General features: G+C 69.4%; 11 protein-coding genes. 9 read left to right on the top strand and 2 right to left on the bottom strand.

Going from position 1 to position 17,392, the window contains the following annotated elements; all coding sequences use genetic code 11:
* Positions 1-10 precede the first annotated feature (10 nt).
* The 3 genes from GQ674_RS14350 (at position 11) to tsaB (ending at position 3,518) form a co-directional block, all read left to right on the top strand.
* Positions 11-541: a hypothetical protein gene (locus tag GQ674_RS14350; RefSeq protein ID WP_159497613.1), complete on the top strand. Its 531-nt coding sequence runs from the start codon at positions 11-13 to the stop codon at positions 539-541.
* 203 nt (positions 542-744) lie between these two features.
* On the top strand, positions 745-2,805 hold the full coding sequence (locus tag GQ674_RS14345; protein ID WP_159497612.1) for an ATP-dependent DNA helicase: 2,061 nt from the start codon (positions 745-747) through the stop codon (positions 2,803-2,805).
* A gap of 5 nt (positions 2,806-2,810) precedes the next feature.
* Positions 2,811-3,518, top strand: coding sequence for a tRNA (adenosine(37)-N6)-threonylcarbamoyltransferase complex dimerization subunit type 1 TsaB (gene tsaB / locus GQ674_RS14340; protein ID WP_159497611.1), 708 nt, complete (start codon positions 2,811-2,813; stop codon positions 3,516-3,518).
* A 62-nt stretch (positions 3,519-3,580) separates the two neighbouring features.
* Here the strand turns inward: tsaB and GQ674_RS14335 are convergent, their stop codons facing one another.
* Positions 3,581-4,468, bottom strand: a complete 888-nt coding sequence (locus tag GQ674_RS14335) for an energy transducer TonB (RefSeq protein WP_159497610.1) — start codon at positions 4,466-4,468, stop codon at positions 3,581-3,583.
* Positions 4,465-5,415: a glutathione synthase gene (gene gshB, locus GQ674_RS14330; protein WP_128097898.1), complete on the bottom strand. Its 951-nt coding sequence runs from the start codon at positions 5,413-5,415 to the stop codon at positions 4,465-4,467. The genes GQ674_RS14335 and gshB overlap by 4 nt, the downstream gene beginning before the upstream one ends.
* 247 nt (positions 5,416-5,662) lie before the next feature.
* On the opposite strand from gshB, the gene pilG reads away from it, so the two are divergent.
* From pilG to GQ674_RS14300, 6 genes are all read left to right on the top strand, one after another.
* Positions 5,663-6,064, top strand: a complete 402-nt coding sequence (gene pilG / locus GQ674_RS14325) for a twitching motility response regulator PilG (protein ID WP_017356958.1) — start codon at positions 5,663-5,665, stop codon at positions 6,062-6,064.
* A 17-nt stretch (positions 6,065-6,081) separates the two neighbouring features.
* Positions 6,082-6,444, top strand: a complete 363-nt coding sequence (locus GQ674_RS14320) for a response regulator (RefSeq protein WP_038686783.1) — start codon at positions 6,082-6,084, stop codon at positions 6,442-6,444.
* Positions 6,444-6,974, top strand: a complete 531-nt coding sequence (locus GQ674_RS14315) for a chemotaxis protein CheW (protein WP_038686785.1) — start codon at positions 6,444-6,446, stop codon at positions 6,972-6,974. Before GQ674_RS14320 ends, GQ674_RS14315 begins: the two co-directional genes overlap by 1 nt.
* Positions 6,975-7,018: 44 nt before the next feature.
* On the top strand, positions 7,019-9,055 hold the full coding sequence (locus GQ674_RS14310; protein ID WP_159497609.1) for a methyl-accepting chemotaxis protein: 2,037 nt from the start codon (positions 7,019-7,021) through the stop codon (positions 9,053-9,055).
* A gap of 94 nt (positions 9,056-9,149) precedes the next feature.
* Positions 9,150-16,049 (top strand): Hpt domain-containing protein, encoded by a 6,900-nt coding sequence (locus GQ674_RS14305; protein WP_159497608.1) that lies wholly within the window; start codon positions 9,150-9,152, stop codon positions 16,047-16,049.
* Complete coding sequence (locus GQ674_RS14300; protein ID WP_159497607.1) at positions 16,036-17,373, top strand: chemotaxis protein CheB; 1,338 nt, start codon at positions 16,036-16,038, stop codon at positions 17,371-17,373. The genes GQ674_RS14305 and GQ674_RS14300 overlap by 14 nt, the downstream gene beginning before the upstream one ends.
* Positions 17,374-17,392: the final 19 nt, after the last annotated feature.

Genomic DNA, 17,392 nt, shown 5'->3' with positions numbered 1-17,392 from the left:
CCGGCCCGCCATGACTATCCGAACCCTGATCCGTTCCACCTGCGTGCTCGCCCTGGGCATGGCATTGACCGCCTGCGTCACCCCGGCACCGCCGGTCAAGGCGCCGGTGGACACCACCACCCCGGCCCAGCGGATGGCGGCCGTGGAGGCCGTGGCCGTGGGTGCCGACGACAAGGAGCTGGCCGTACAGCCGCTGCGCGACGCCGAGATCGAAGACCTGCGCCTGACCGCGCAGATGCGTCGCCAGGCCAACGACCTGCCCGCCGCCGCCGAAGCGTTGAACCAGGCGCTGCTGATCTCCGAAGGCGATCCGTCGATCCTGCAGGAACGCGCCGAAATCGCCTTGCTGCAGGGCGACTGGGCACGTGCCGAAGCGCTGGCGCGCAAGGCCGTTGACCTGGGCTCGAAGACCGGTCCGTTGTGCCGCCGCCACTGGGCCACGATCGAGCAGTCGCGCCTGGCCCGTGGCCAGAAGGAAAACGCCGCCTCCGCGCACGCCCAGCTGGAAGGCTGCACGGTGCCGGGCATCAAGCGGTACTGACCGCAGGCACCCCGTAGAGCGGGGCTCTGCCCCGCTGCCTGCGCCCGGTGCAGCGGGGCAGAGCCCCGCTCTACGCGGGGTTTACGTTCCGTGCGCGCAGTCCATGTGGGTGTTGCGTTCCGCGCGTGCGCCTGGTTCATGCGGGTTTTGTCTTCCGCGTGCGCGCGATCCATCAGGCGGGTGGCACCCTTTATCATGGGCACATGTCACGCCTTGCCCATGCCAGCAGCGAAGCCCTCAGCGAGGGCGGGACGCTTGCCAGCCAGTTGGATGCCTTTGTTGCACGCCCGGCGCAGCTGCGCCTGACCGCCGCCATCGCCGAGGCCTTCGACCAGCGCGACGTGCTGCTGGCCGAAGCGGGTACCGGCACCGGCAAGACCTATGCGTACCTGGTGCCGGCGCTGTTGTCGGGGCTGAAGATCATCATTTCCACCGGCACCCGCGCGCTGCAGGACCAGCTGTACCACCGCGACCTGCCGCGGGTGCGCGCCGCGCTCGGTGTGGGCCACAGCAGCGCGCTGCTCAAGGGCCGGGCGAACTACCTGTGCCGCTACCGCCTGCAGCAGGCCCGCGGCGAACCGCGGTTCAGTTCGCCGGAGCAGGTGGCGCAGTTCCAGCGCATCCTGGCCTGGTCCGGGCGCAGCCGCTTCGGCGACATGGCCGAGCTGGAGGCGCTGCCGGAAGACTCGCCGCTGTATCCGATGGTCACCTCTACCGTCGACAACTGCCTGGGCAACGAGTGCCCGTTCTGGGACGACTGCTTCGTGGTGCAGGCGCGCCAGCGTGCGCAGGCGGCCGATGTGGTGGTGGTCAACCACCACCTGCTGCTGGCCGACCTGGCGCTCAAGCAGGAAGGCTTCGGCGAGATCCTGCCGGGCGCGCAGGCCTTCGTCATCGACGAAGCGCACCAGCTGCCGGAACTGGCCGCCAATTTCTTCGGCGAAGGGTTCGGCATGCGCCCGTGGCAGGAACTGGCGCGCGACTGCCTGGCCGAAAGCCGCAGCGTGGCCGGTGCACAGGCCACGCTGCAGGTGCCCGCTGCGGCGCTGGAACAGACCCTGCGCGACCTGCGCACCGCCATGGATGGGTTGCCAGCGCGTGGCACCCAGTGGCGCGCACTGGCCGTGCCGCAGGTGCGCGATGGCTTCGATGCGGCGATGTCGGCCCTGGTGACTCTGCGCGATGCGCTGGTCGGGGTACGCGAGGCATCGCCCGGGCTGGATGCCTGCCACGCGCGCGCGATGGAAGCGGTTGGGCGGTTGTCGCGCTGGCTCGGCGAAGATGCCCCGATGCTTGATTTCGATGCCGACCCGGAACTGGCTGCGGCCCCGGCCGACGTGCTGTGGTACGAACTGACCCCGCGCGGCTTCCGCTGCCAGCGCACCCCGATGGACGTGTCCGGGCCGCTGCGTGAGCACCGCCAGCGCTCGATGGCCGCCTGGGTATTCACCTCGGCCACGCTCACCGTGGACGGCGGGTTCGCGCATATTTCGCAGCGGCTCGGGCTGGACGATCCGGTCACCCTGCTGCAGCCCAGCCCGTTCGACTGGGCGACCCAGGCGCTGTGCTACCTGCCCACCGATCTGCCCGATCCGGCTGCGCGGGGATTCGGTACTGCCTTGATCCGGGCACTCACGCCGGTACTGGAGGCATCGCAGGGCAGGGCGTTCCTGCTGTTTGCCTCGCACCGCGCGCTGCGCGAAGCGGCCGAGGCGCTGCGGGATGGGCCGTGGCCGCTGTTCGTGCAGGGCGAGGCGCCGCGCGCGACCCTGCTGCAGCGCTTCCGCGACTCGGGCAATGGCGTGCTGCTGGGCTCGGCCAGTTTCCGTGAAGGCGTGGACGTGGTCGGCGATGCGCTCAGCGTGGTGGTGATCGACAAGCTGCCGTTCGCCGCGCCGGATGATCCGGTGTTCGAGGCGCGGCTGGATGCGATCCGGCGCGACGGCGGCAATCCGTTCCGCGATGAGCAGCTGCCGCAGGCGGTAATCGCGCTCAAGCAGGGCGTCGGGCGGCTGATCCGCAGCGAGACCGACCGCGGGGTGCTGGTGCTGTGCGACCCGCGCCTGCTCAGCCGCAGCTACGGCCGGATCTTCCTGGATTCGCTGCCACCGTTCCGCCGCACCCGCGCGCTGGACGATGTACGCGGCTTCTTTGCGCCACAATGGCCGCCTGACGCGCTGCCGGCACCGCCTGCCATAGCGGCGCCCCCTGCAGCCGCTGTGTCACCCGCGGCACCCGATGACTTCCCCACTTCCCTGTTCTGACCGCCATGAAACTGCTCGCCTTTGAAACCGCCACCGAAGCCTGTTCCGTCGCCCTGTATGTGGATGGGCAGGTGCTTGAGCGGTTCGAGATCGCTCCGCGCCGTCATGCCGAGCTGAGCCTGCCGTGGGCCGAGGCCCTGCTGGCCGAGGCCGGCGTTGCGCGTTCGCAGCTGGATGCCATCGCGCTGGGGCGCGGCCCGGGCGCGTTCACGGGCGTTCGCCTGGCCATCGCGATCGCACAGGGCATCGCCCTGGCGCTGGACCGCCCGCTGGTGCCGGTGTCCACGCTGCAGGTGCTGGCGCTGCGCGCGCCGGCCGGCGCCGACCTGGTGCTGAGCAGCATCGATGCCCGCATGGGCGAGGTGTACGTGGCGCGCCAAGTCCGCGTGGACGGCCAGTGGCAGCTGCGGGGCGAAGAGATCGTCTGTGCGCCGGAGGCGGTGGTGCTGCCCGAAGGCACCCGCTGGTTCGGCGTGGGCACCGGCTTCGGCGCAGCCGACGGCCTGCTGGCCACGCGCCTGGCCGATCAGCTCGACGGCGTCGATGCACAGGCGCTGCCGCGTGCATCGGACCTGCTGACCCTGGCGGTGCCGGCGTTCGCGCGCGGCGAGGGCATGGCACCGGAGCGCGTCGAGCCGGCCTACCTGCGCAACAACGTAGCGTTGACGCTGGTGGAACAACACGCCGCCCGCGCCGCCAAAACCGCCAGGTAGAGCCGACCGTTGGTCGGCTGATCACCCCGGGCAGACCCGACCGTCGGTCGGCTATCGCCCGCTCACCGGTCGTCGCGCAGCGTACCACCGGGCATGAACGCCCACGTCCGCGTCACCTGCAGGATCTCCACGCCGTCGTCCGTCTTGGGCAACGGCGGGAACGGCTGCGCCAGGCGGACCACGCGCAGGGCAGCCTCATCCAACAACGGGGTGCCGCTGCTGCGCAGGATCCGCGCGCTTTCCACGCTGCCGTCGCGGCGCACGCCGACGGTGATCACCACCTGGCCGCCGAGGCGGCGCTGGCGGGCTTCGTCGGGGTAATTGAGGTTGCCCACGCGTTCGGCGCGATCCACCCACGCCCGCAGGTAGTTGGCGTAGGCGTATTCCCGGGTGCTGGCCGACACGAACTTCCGGTTCGGGCGCTTGGCGTACTGCGCCGAGCGCAGGTGCACCTCGGCGGCCAACCGGGCCATTTCCGCGTCGCGCTGCTCGCGCGCATTCAGCGGGGCCTCCGGCTGCGGGTGCTCGGGCACTGGCTGCGGCTGCGCGCTGGCCACCTGCTCGGTGCTGTTGCGGCTGGACACCACCCGCGCCTGCGGTGGCGGCGGGCTGGCCGCATCCTGGCGCTGCTGCGGCACCGGCGACAGCCCGGCCTGCGGCTGCGGCACGATCCCGGCCTGGTTGTCGCGCGGGCGCTGGGCCTTGTCGTGGTCGCCGCCGCCCTGTTGGTTGGCCTGGGCCAGGAAATCGGCCTGTTTGGGCGTCAGCGCCGTCTGGGTCTGGCTGAAGATCACCTCCAGGGTGGGTACCAGCGCGGCCTTGTCGCTCACCGCAAAGCCCACCCCCAGGATCAACAGCGCATGCACCAGCAGCGACAGCGCCAGGGTCGCGCCCAGGCGCTGCGACTCGCGCGCCTGCAGCGGCAGTAGCGGTGCGGCCGTCGCACTCATCGCGGCAGGCCGGCCTCGATCGCGTCGAACAGGGTGCCGGCGATGTTGAGCCCGAACTGGGCATCCAGCTCGCGCACGCAGGTGGGGCTGGTGACGTTCACTTCGGTCAGGTAATCGCCGATCACGTCCAGGCCGACAAAGCGCATGCCGCGGCGCTTCATCTCCGGCCCGACCTGGGCGGCGATCCAGCGGTCGCGGTCGCTCAGCGGGCGGCCTTCACCGCGGCCGCCGGCGGCCAGGTTGCCGCGGAACTCGTCGCCCTGCGGGATCCGCGCCAGGCAGTAGTCCACCGGCTCGCCGTCGACCAGCAGGATCCGCTTGTCGCCGGCGGTGATGTCCGGGATGAACTTCTGCGCCAGCGCCAGCGTGCGCTCGCCGTCGGTCAGGGTTTCCAGGATCACGTTGAGGTTGGGGTCGCCGGTGCCGCTGCGGAAGATCGAGCGCCCGCCCATGCCGTCCAGCGGCTTGAGCACGGCCTGGCCATGTTCCAGCACGAAGGCCTTCAGGTCGGCGTTGCGGCGGCTGACCAGGGTCGGCGGGCAGCACTGCGGGAACAGCAGCGCGGCCAGCTTCTCGTTGAAATCGCGCAGCCCCTGGGGGTCGTTGACCACCAGCGCGCCGGCCTGCTGGGCCACGCTGAGCACATGGGTGTCGTAGATGAATTCGGCATCCACCGGCGGGTCCTTGCGCATCAGCACCACCTGGCCGGGGCCGAACACGGTCTGGCTGAATTCGCCCAGGGTGAACCAGTCGGCCTTGTCCTCGCGCACCTGCAGCGGCGCGGTGCGGGCGACCGCCTGGCCGTCGCGCAGGGCCAGCCCGCCGGGGCTGACGTAGTGCAGGGCGTGACCGCGGCGCTGGGCTTCCAGCAGCATCGCGAAGGTGGTGTCCTTGGCAATCTTGATATGGGCGATGGGGTCCATCACCACGATGACATTCAACGGCATGGTCGCAACCTGGCGGGCAGGGCGATGATGGTAGCCGCAACCGGGGCCGGTTGCCTGCCCGGCGGGGTGCAACGCTGCGTCCGCCGGGGCCCGGGTTTGCGCAAATCCGGCCGATCCGGCCCGGTTCGACCCGTCTGCGGCTTGGCTGAAGTGGCCGCGCTTGTAGCCTGCGCGGGAAGTGCGATATAGATACGCTTTCGCAGCGACGCCGGACCAAGCAGAAGCGTCGCGCGCCCGGGGAAAGGTAATGACTGAAAACATGGCTGCGGGTGGGGAACTCGCAGGGCTTAGGGTCATGGTCATCGACGATTCGAAGACCATTCGCAGGACCGCCGAAACACTGCTCAAGCGCGAAGGCTGCGAGGTGGTGACCGCGACCGATGGTTTCGAGGCGTTGGCCAAGATCGCCGACCAACAGCCGCAGATCATCTTCGTGGACATCATGATGCCGCGGCTGGACGGCTATCAGACCTGTGCGCTGATCAAGGGCAACCAGCTGTTCAAGTCGACCCCGGTGATCATGCTGTCCTCCAAGGACGGCCTGTTCGACAAGGCGCGCGGGCGCATCGTCGGCTCGGAGCAGTACCTGACCAAGCCATTCACGCGTGAAGAACTGCTGGGTGCCATCCGCACATACGTCAACGCCTGACCAGGGGGAAAGGCACAATGGCTCGAATCGTTCTGATCGAGGATTCACCGACCGACCGCGCGGTGTTCACGCAGTGGTTGACCAAGGCCGGGCACGAAGTACTGGAAGCGGACAACGCAGAAGACGGGCTGGTGCTCGTGCGCGAGCATGCGCCGCAGCTGGTGCTGATGGACGTGGTCCTTCCGGGCATGAGTGGCTTCCAGGCCACCCGTGCGATGGCGCGTGACGCGGCCATCAAACATATTCCGGTCGTCATCGTCAGCACCAAGGCGATGGAGACCGACAAGGCGTGGGGGCTGCGCCAGGGGGCGGCCGACTACATCGTCAAGCCGCCGCGCGAGGAGGAACTGATCGCGCGGATCAACCAGTTGGTGGTCTGATGCGTTCTCCTTTCGACATCCTGGAAGCCTACGAACGGCGCAGCCTGGCCCATGCCGTGCAGCTGCCCGAGCGTCAGTTCGCACAGGACCTGTGGCGTGGCGTCGGTTACCGCGTGGGCAAGCGCCACCTGGTGTCGGATTTCCGCGAAGTGGTTGAAATCGTGCCGATGCCGCCGATCACCCCGGTGCCCGGCGCGCAGCCGTGGCTGCTGGGCGTGGGCAACCTGCGCGGCAACCTGTTCCCGGTGGTGGACCTGAAGTACTTCCTGGAAGGCGAGCGCACCGTGCACCAGGAAGGCCAGCGCGTGTTGATCATGCGCCAGGCCGGCGGCGACGTCGCGCTCACCATCGATGAACTGTTCGGCCAGCGCAGCTTCGACCAGGGCCAGGACATCGCCATCGGCGATCTCGCCAGCGGCCGCTATGCCCACTTCATCGACCGTGCCTTCCACGGCGATGGGCACGATTGGGGCGTCTTCTCGCTGTCGCTGCTGTCGCGCACTCCCGAATTCAGGCAGGCCGCGGCCTGATCGCTGCCGCCTGTCTCACCGTATTTGATGATCGAGGTTGAACGATGAGTACTGCTTCGGAATCCGCCAAGGCCGGCAAGCTCGGGTCGGTGGGAACCAATTTCTGGCTCGGCCTGCTGGCCCTGTCGATGATCGTGTTCGGCGTCAACACCGGCGTCGCCACCTGGCAGGGCAGTCGCCTGGCCGGCGCCAGTACCGGCGCGGCCGATCTGCAGGTGTTGTCCCAGCAGCTGGCCAACCAGGGCCGTGAAGCGGTCTCGGGCAACGCCCAGGCGTTCACCGCGTTCAAGGACACCAAGACCCGCATCGAGAGCACCGTGAGCAGCCTGCAGGGTCGCTACGGTTCCGAAGCGAACGTGTCCGGCCCGCTCAACCAGCTCAGCCAGACCTGGGAGCCGCTCGGCAAGAGCGCCGCCCAGCTGGTGGCCAGTGAGCCGGCGGTGCTGGCCCTGGCCGGCAACGCCAACAACTTCGTCAACGGCGTGCCGGCACTGCAGGCACAGCTGAACGAAGTGGTGCGTGCGATGTCCGCCGGCGGTGCCCCGGCCTCGCAGGTGTACAACGCGCTGCAGCAGGTGGTGGTGGTGGGCTCGATGGCCCGCCGGGTCACCGAAATGCGCGCCGGTGGTGCCAATGCCGCCGCCGCCGGCGACGCGCTCGCCCGCGACTCGGTGGTGTTCACCCAGGTGCTGGACGCCCTGCGCAACGGCAACGAAGAACTGGGCATCACCCCAGTGCGCAATGCCGGCGCGCTGGCCGCGCTGGAGCAGTCCCAGAAGCAGTGGGACACCATGAAGAAGGACGCCGACGCGATCCTGGCCAGCTCGCGCCAGTTGTTCTCGGCGCAGTCCTCGGCCGCCGCGCTGACCGGTGGTGCCACCCGCATGCTGGACGACAGCAAGAAGCTGTTTGAAGCGTTCTCCTCGTTCGGTTCGGTGCGCGACACGCGCCTGTTCCCGAACTTCTGGCTGGGCGTGATTTCCGGTGCGCTGTCGCTGATCGCCATCATCGGCTTCGTCAGCAGCACCGTGCGCAGCCGTTCGCGCGAGCAGGACCTGCGTTACCAGACCCAGGTGGAATTCAACAGCCGCAACCAGCAGGCCATCATGCGGCTGCTGGACGAAATCAGCTCGCTGGGTGAAGGCGACCTGACGGTGAAGGCCTCGGTGACCGAGGACATGACCGGCGCGATCGCAGACGCCATCAACTACGCCGTGGACGAACTGCGCCACCTGGTGACCACCATCAACGACACCTCGGCCAAGGTCGCGCTGTCCACCCAGGAAACCCAGGCCACGGCCATGCAGCTGGCCGAAGCGGCGGGCCACCAGGCCAACCAGATCACCTCGGCCTCGGACCGCATCGGCGAAATCGCCTCGAGCATCGAACAGGTGTCGCGCAACTCGGCCGAGTCGGCCGACGTGGCACAGCGCTCGGTGGTGATCGCCGCCGAAGGCGCCGGCGTGGTGCGCGAGACCATCCAGGGCATGGACCAGATCCGCGACCAGATCCAGGAAACCTCCAAGCGCATCAAGCGCCTGGGCGAATCCTCGCAGGAGATCGGCTCGATCGTGGAACTGATCAACGACATTTCCGAGCAGACCAACATCCTGGCGTTGAACGCCGCGGTGCAGGCGGCCTCGGCCGGTGAGGCCGGCCGTGGTTTCGCCGTGGTGGCCGACGAAGTGCAGCGCCTGGCAGAACGTACCTCCGGCGCGACCCGACGGATCGAAGGCCTGGTCCAGGCCATTCAGGCCGATACCAACGAAGCGGTCAGCTCGATGGAGCAGACCACCGCCGAAGTGGTGTCCGGTGCGCGCCTGGCCGAAGACGCCGGTACCGCGCTGACTGAAATCGAACGCGTGTCCAACGCGCTCAACAACCTCATCAAGAACATCTCGATCGCCGCCCAGCAGCAGTCGTCGGCCGCCTCGGACATCACCCGCACCATGGGCGTGATCCGGCAGATTACCGGCCAGACCTCGCAGGGTGCGGGACAGACCGCCGAGTCGATCGGTCATTTGGCACAGCTGGCGGCCGACCTGCGCCGCTCGGTTGCCGACTTCAAGCTGCCGGCGTGAGCCGCGGGCAGGGCGGAGAGGGAAGGAATCAGCAAATGATGCATCGCGATAACCCACAGCACGACACGCGCGCGCCCCTGCCGGGAGACCTGGCATGAGCACGCTGCGCGATGCCATGAGCCACGCCGCCCTGGGCTGGGTCAAGCCGGAACTGGACGAAACCCTGCGCCAGGTGCGCAACGAGGTGGAGTACTACGCCGAAGACCCCTCCGATGCCGGCCGCATGCGCTTCTGCGCCGGGTACCTGCACCAGGTGCAGGGCACCCTGCGCATGGTGGAGCTGTATGCCCCGGCGATGGTGGCCGAAGAACTGGAGCAGCTGGCCAACGCCATCGGTGCCGGCGAGGTGCCCGACCGTGACGAAGCCTGCGCCACCCTGATGCGCGGCAGCGTGCTGCTGCCCGACTACCTGGAGCGCCTGCAGAACGGGCACCGCGACATTCCGATCGTGCTGCTGCCGCTGCTCAACGACATCCGGTCGGCACGCGCCGCGCCGGGCATCAACGAAAGCGTGCTGTTCGCGTTCGCGCCGGACAGCGTCACCGCCACCGAGGCCGAGCTCGACCACGCGCGCGGCAGCCTGAGCGGCCGCAACCGCGAGCTGCTCGATACCGTGGGCAATGCGGTCAAGGAAGAACTGCTGCGCATCAAGGATGCGCTGGACCTGCACCTGCGCACCGGTGGCGATCCGGTGCAGCTGCAGACCCAGGTCAACGAACTGGGCGCCGTTGCCGATACCCTGGGCATGATGGGCCTGGGCGTGGCCCGCGGCGTGGTCGTGCAGCAGCGCGATGCGCTGCGCGGCGTCGTGCAGGGCGAACAGCAGATCGACGAAAGCCTGCTGCTGGATATCGCCGGTGCGCTGCTGTACGTGGACGCTTCGCTGGACGACCAGGTCGCCCATCTGGGCGCCGGCGGCAGTGGCGAGGACGATCCGAGCGCAGTGGAGAACCGGCGCACGGTGGAGGTGCTGGCGCATGAAGCCATCGCCAATTTCGCCGCCGCCCGCGAGCACTTCGTCGCCTTCATCGAAACCAACTGGAACCACCAGCAGCTGCAGGAAGTGCCGCGCCTGCTGGGCGAGGTGTCCGGTGCGTTGCGCATGCTCGACCTGGCCACCCCGGCCGACTACCTGCAGGGTGTGCGCCAGTACATCACGGTGGAACTGATCGGCCGCCAGCGCGTGCCGAGCGGGCGCCAGCTGGATACCCTGGCCGATGCCATGGCCAGCCTGGAGTACTACCTCGAAGCCCTGCGCGAACGTCGCCCGGGTCGCGAGGAAATCCTGGACATCACCCGCACCAGCCTGGAAACCCTCCGTTACTGGCCGTTGCCGGACGCCGATGCCGCCCAGCCGGACACCACCGCAGAGGCCCTGCCGGTGGCCGCCGAGCCGATCGAGTTGACGCAGTGGGATGCGCCGTCGGTCGAGCCGATCGCCGTGCCCGTCACCCCGAGCGCACCGCCGCCGGGCAGCGTGCCACCGTCGTTCCCGGACGTCACCTTCGACCCGCTGCCTGACGCCGCCCTGGCCAGCGCAGCGGCAGCCGCGCCGTCGCTGGTGTTCGACGCATCGACCGCGCCCGCGCCGGAAGCGCCGCAGTGGACCCTGTCCACCGAGGCCGACGCCACCACCGACCACGCCGGCCCCAGCTTCGCCCATTTCGACCCGGTGATTGCCGAGGACAGCCCTGCAGTGCGCTGGGACGCGCTGCCGCCGATGCATGTCGCCCTGGATGCGCTGGACGCCACCGACACGGTGTCCGCGCAGGCTGATGAGCACGCGCAGGCTGCCGTCTCCTTCAGCGGTGGGTTCGACCCGGTTGCCGCCGAGCACGACGTACTGGAGTTCAGCGACGCGCCCATCGAATTCACCTTCGATGCGCCGTTGCACAATGCAGGCGACGTGCTGTCGCTGGAGATCGACGATACCGTGGCTCCTGCCGCGGAGCCGATGGCCGAGGCCGCGTCCGACCTGGACGTGGCCGAGTTGCCGTCGTTCCTGCAGGCGTCCGACGGCCATGCCGATGACGTTGCGGACGCCACCGGGCACGGGGCCGACGCAGAAGCCGTTGAGCATGGTGAGGCGATCAGCGCCGAGCCGGTCGAGGAGATCGATCTGGCCGCGGTTGCAGACGACAGTCCCGTTGCAGACGCATCCATTGATGCGGCGGTGCCGACCGACACCGACGAGGACACCCCCGGTGACGACGGGGCTGCGCAGGAACCGACCCCGGTGGTGACCCACAGCAGCACCGGCGTGCATGCCGCCGTGATCGGCAAGATCGAGCTGGACGACGAGTCCGCGCGCTTCCTGGCCGAGCTGGATGCGGCCGCCGCGCAGTTCAGCACCGCACCGGCGATCACTCCCGATGCGCTGGCTGCGGTATCGCCGGCCAATGCAGTCGGTGAGACCGACAGCATCGAGGCCGGGTTCGAGGACGATGGCGAGAACATCGACCAGGACATCCGCGAGGTCTTCATCGAAGAGTTCGACGAGGAACTGGTCAACCTCGGCAACCTGCTGCCGGTCTGGCGCGCCGCGCCGGACAACCTCGACCGCCTGCGTCCGATCCGCCGCGTGTTCCACACGCTCAAGGGCAGCGGCCGGTTGGTGGGCGCACGTACCCTGGGCGAGTTCAGCTGGAAAATCGAAGGCATGCTCAACCGCGTGCTCGACGGTACCCGGCCGGCCACCCCGGCCGTGGTGGCCATGGTCACCCAGGCATATGAGGTGCTGCCGCAGCTCAACGCCGCGTTACGCGGCCAGGGCCGCGTAACGGCCGACCTGCAGGCCATGCAGGCCATTGCCGATCGCGTGGCGGCCGGCGAAGAAACCTTCCATGTGCCGCTGCAGCGGGCCGCGCCGGTCGTGGCCGCCCCGGTGGACGTGGTGGACGTCGTTGAAGCCGTCGAAGCCAGCGACGCCGTCGAGGCCAGCGGTACCCCGGCCAACATCGACGAAGTGCTGCGCGAGATCCTGGAAGCCGAGGTGGATACCCACCAGGCCACGTTGCAGGCCTGGTTGCGCGAGGCCAGCGTGGCCCCGCAGCCGGTCACCGACAGCCTGCTGCGCGCGGTGCATACCATGAACGGTGCGTTCGCGATGACCGACGTGCCCGAAATCACCGCCGTCACCGGGGGCGCCGAGAGCTTCATCAAGCGCTCGCTGGCCGCCGATACCCCCCCGGACGCCGATGGCGTGGACGCGCTGTCGGCCACCGCCGAGGCGATCACCGCGACCATGACGGCCCTGCAGGCCGACGCACCGCGTATTCCGGTGCAGGCCGCGCTTGCCGCGCGTCTGCAGGCCCTGGCCGACACGCTGCCCGAAGCGCGCTGGCCGGCCCTGGTGGCTGACGATGAAGAAGACGCCTTGGACGCGCTGGACGACGATGCCGCCGACCCGGGCGCTGTCGAGCCGCAGGCCGTGGATGCGGACGCCGTGGACGCTGTCGCGTCCCACGATGCGGCCGTGCCGGCGGTCGGCGACGAGATCGCCGCGAACGACGACGCCCTGGCCACGCTGCCGCAGGCAGACGCGCAGGACGGTTACGCCGGCCTGGACGACAGCGCCGGTACCGACCTGCAGCTGGCCGAGGTCGACGCCGACGCCCTGACCGTGGTCGAGCCCGTCGCCCTTGAAATCGATGCGGTGGAAGCGGAGACCGGTCACGCGCCGGACGCCGATGTGCCGGTCGTGGACGAGCTGACCGTCAGCAATGACCTGTCGGCGTACTTCGACGCCGATCTTCCGGTGAATGCCGCGCCCATCGCGGGCAACGAGACGACGCTCGACGCACAGCCTGACGCAGGCCGTGCCGACCCGGGCGTCGCCGACGTCGCCGCATTCGACGCGGAACAGCACGACGCCACAGCGGACGGGCAGGGCGCGCACGACGGTCTGGAGGCGGTCGAACTGACCGGCGCCGACGACCTGTCGCGCTTCTTCGACGCCGATGCGACGCCGGTGGCCGAGGCGAACGACGTGGCTGCTGCCACGGGCGCCGCTGCGGACGACACCTCGGTCGATCACGTAGTCCTCGATGGCGCTTCGGCGGTTGCTACCGCCGAAGCGTCCGACGCCGTGGCCGATGTCGAAGTGGACGCCGACGTCGACGCCGAAACGACCGCCGAAGCAGACACCACCACCGTGCCGGACGCGCCGTTCGACGCACCCGACGACGCCGCACCCGCCGCATCGGAACAGGATCTGGACGCGGACGATCAGGACACGCGCGACGCACTGGACGAAGCCCTGCCGCCGATGCCGGCGTTCGGTGAGCCGGTCGACGAGCAGCAGGCCCTGGATGACGGTCTGACCGTGATCGACGCGCCGCAGGCCGACGACGCGGCCGACAGCGTGCTGGGCCTGGATGCCACCCACGACGTACAGGAACAGCCGGAGGAGGCCGACGCCTTCGCCGAGGATGCGGTCGAAACCGAAACCGAAACCCAAACCGCCGCGCCGACACCGTTCTTCGAACTCGAAGATGCACCGTTGGCCGTCGCCGGCGCATCGGTCGCTGCACTGTCCACGCATGCGGAACCGGCCGCCCCCGCCGAGGCAGCGGTTGCCGCCGACAGCGTGCGCGACACCGAAGCCGACACCGGCACCGATGCCGATGACGAAGAAGACAGCGCCGATGCGCTGGACTTCAGCGTGCTCGACCAGGAGCTGGTCGACATCTTCGTGGAAGAAGGCAAGGACCTGCTCGACCATTGCGATGGCCTGATCAGCGAACTGCGCGCCGCGCCGAACGACCGCGACGTCATCGCCGGCCTGCAGCGTGACCTGCATACCCTCAAGGGTGGCGCACGCATGGCCGGGATCAACCCGATCGGCGACCTGGGCCATGGCATCGAATCGCTGCTGGAAGCCGTGGCGGCCAACCGCACCGACATCGACCGCAGCGACGTACACCTGCTTGAACGTGGCTTCGATCGCCTGCACCAGCTGCTGACCCGTACCGGTCAGCACCGCGGCGTGGCGATGCCCGACGACCTGATCCATGCGTTCGAACAGCGCACGCTGGGCCGGGTGGACGTGGCCGTGGACACCCCTGCCGACACCGTGCAGGACAGCGCACCGGTCGAGGTCGATACCGCCGTCGCCGCGGCGCCGCTTTCGGCACCGGTGCCGCTGGAAACCAGCAGCGACGACGATGCCCTGGCCCGTCCGCAGCAGGAACAGGTGCGCGTGCGTGCCGACCTGCTCGACCGCCTGGTCAACCACGCCGGTGAAGTGGCGATCTACCGCTCGCGCCTTGAACAGCAGCTCGGCGCCTTCCGTGGCGCCATGGGCGAACTGGACCGCACCAACGCGCGTCTGCGCGACCAGCTGCGCCGGCTGGACCTGGAAACCGAAGCGCAGATCGTTGCCCGCTACCAGCGTGAGCAGGACCAGGCCGACCACAAGTTCGATCCGCTGGAACTGGACCGCTTCTCCACGCTGCAGCAGCTCAGCCGCGCGCTGAACGAATCCGCCGCCGACCTGGGCGGCCTGCAGGGCGTGCTGGACGACCTGTCGCGCCAGTACGACGTGCTGCTGCAACAGCAGTCGCGGGTCAGCTCGGAACTGCAGGACGGCCTGATGCGCGCGCGCATGGTGCCGTTCGACGGTCTGGTGCCGCGCCTGCGTCGCGTGGTCCGCCAGGCCGGCCAGGACACCGGCAAGCAGGTGCACGTGATCCTGGAAGGCACCCACGGCGAACTGGACCGCAACGTCCTGGATCGCATGGTCGCGCCGCTGGAACACATGCTGCGCAACTCGGTGGCCCATGGGCTGGAAACCCCGGAACAGCGCCGCGCTGCCGGCAAGCCCGAGGAAGGCGAAATCGCCATCCGTCTGCGCCGCGAAGGCTCGGAAATCGTGCTGGAAGTGGCCGACGACGGCGCCGGGCTGGACCGCGAGGCGATCCGTCGCCGCGCCGAACAGCGTGGCCTGGTGCAGGCCGACGCCGTGCTTGGCGATGCCGAACTGGACGCGATGATCTTCTCGCCCGGGTTCAGCACCGCCGACCAGGTCAGCCAGCTGGCCGGACGCGGCGTGGGCATGGACGTGGTGCACAACGAAGTGCGCCAGCTGGGCGGCTCGGTGGATATCCACTCGGTGCGCGGCCAGGGCGTCACCTTCACCCTGCGCCTGCCGCAGACGCTGGCGGTCACCCAGGCGGTGTTCGTGCAGATCGGCGAGACCACCTACGCGGTGCCGGTAGCCTCGGTCAGCGGTATCGGCCGGATCTCGCGCGAGCGCTTTGAAACCATCGACGGCGACTACCACTACGGTGGCGAAGCCTTCGCCCTGCATGACCTCGGGACGCTGGTGGGCCAAGGCCCTGCGCGTGCCGAGGGCCAGGCCCAGGTGCCGCTGCTGCTGGTGCGTGCCGGTGAACTGCGCGCGGCCGTGGCGATCGACCAGGTGCTGGGCAACCGCGAAATCGTGGTCAAGCCGGTGGGCCTGCAGATCGCCTCGGTGCCCGGTATCTACGGCGCCACCATCACCGGCGATGGCCGCGTGGTGGTCATCCTCGACGTGGCACCGCTGGTCCGCCGCTTCCAGGCCAACCCGCACAAGCCGATCGCCGTGACCAGCCAGGTCAGCGACCGCCAGGCACCGCTGGTGATGGTGGTCGACGATTCGCTGACCATGCGCAAGGTCACCGGCCGCATCCTGGAACGCCACAACTTCGAAGTGGCAGTGGCCCGCGATGGCGTGGAAGCGCTCGAGCGGCTGGAAGAACGCGTCCCCGACCTGATGCTGCTGGACATCGAAATGCCGCGCATGGATGGCTATGAACTGGCCACCGCGATGCGCGCCGACCCGCGTTACAAGGATGTGCCGATTGTGATGATCACCTCGCGCAGCGGCGACAAGCACCGTCAGCGCGCCTTCGAAATCGGCGTCCAGCGTTACCTGGGCAAGCCTTACCAGGAACTGGACCTGATGCGAAACGTGTACGACCTGCTGGGGATCGCCCGTGTCCGCGAATGACCTGCCTTTGCTGTTGTCGGTAGCGCTGCTGGCGCGCCCGGGGCAGGCCCGCGAGCGCCTGCGCGACGCGTTGGCCCAGGCCGGCGCGACCCTGGTGCTGGAAGAGGATCCCAACACGCTGGACGTGCAGGTGCTGCGCGATGCGGCGCCGGGTGCGGTGCTGATCGCGCTGGAACCGGCGATCGAGGACGCGCTGGAGCGCCTGGACCCGGTGCTGGGTTCGCCGTCGCTGACCCTGATCTTCGACGAAGCCGAACTGGCCGCCCGCCGTGAAGGCTGGGAAGCACAGCGCTGGGCGCGGCACCTGGTGGCCAAGCTGCACGGCCACCACGACGTGCTGCCGCCGGGTTCGGAGCAGGACAGCCTGCTCCAGCCCGAGCCCGGCCTGCCGACCACGCCGGCCGAGCTGCATGCCGATGCACCGTTGGATTTCCATGTCCGAGAGGCGTTCGATGCGGCCGCGGATGTGCCCGCCGATGGCCTGTATCAGGCCCCGGATGCACTGAGCGAACCGATGTCGCTGGAAGAGGCGCTGGCTGCCCTGCAACCGACGTCCGCCGCTGCCACCGCGTCGGTGCCACCGCCGGTACCGCCCTCGGCGCCGCCGGCCATGGCCCGCGTACCGCTGGGTGACCACAGCAGCTGGTCGCTGGTGGACGACACCGCAGACACCGCCGCCGCGGCGCCCGCACGCGCTGCCACGGAGGCCGACGCTGCGCCGCGGGCACTGTCTGCGTTCGATATCGAACGGCTGTCGCTGGTCGAACTGGAGGCCGACCGCCCCAACGACGGCGCCGCCGCAGGTGCGGTGCTGGTGCTGGCCGGTATCGGCGGCCCGGACGCGCTGCGCCGCCTGCTCGCCACGTTGCCGGCGGGGCTGGCCACGCCGGTGCTGGTGCACATGCGCCTGGACGGCGGCCGCTACGGCAACCTGGTCAAGCAGATGGCGCGCGTGTCGGCGCTGCCCGTGCTGCTGGCCGAAGCCGACCAGCCCGTGCAGGCCGGCAATGCGTACATTCTGCCCGATGACATCGGCCTGGCCGAACGCCAGCGTGGCCTGTACTTCCAGGGCGATGCACAGGGTGTCCAGGTGGCCACGCTGCCGCCGGCGCACAGCGCGGTGGTGCTGCTCAGCGGCGCCGATACCGCGCAGGTCGATGATGTCCTGGCCTTGGCCGCCGCAGGCGCCTGGGTCGGTGCACAGGTCGGCGAAGGCTGCTACGACCCTGCCGCAGCCAATGCCGCGGTGGCCGCCGGGATGGACGCGGGCGAGCCGCCGCAGCTGGCCCAGCGCATCGTCGAACGTTGGGGTGTGAGCGAGTAATCGCTGCGCCGTCCCCTTT

The sequence above is a fragment of the Stenotrophomonas sp. 364 genome, assembly GCF_009832905.1.
In the GTDB taxonomy this organism is placed as follows: domain Bacteria; phylum Pseudomonadota; class Gammaproteobacteria; order Xanthomonadales; family Xanthomonadaceae; genus Stenotrophomonas; species Stenotrophomonas maltophilia_AP.
This window is presented reverse-complemented; position numbering and strand designations above follow the sequence as displayed.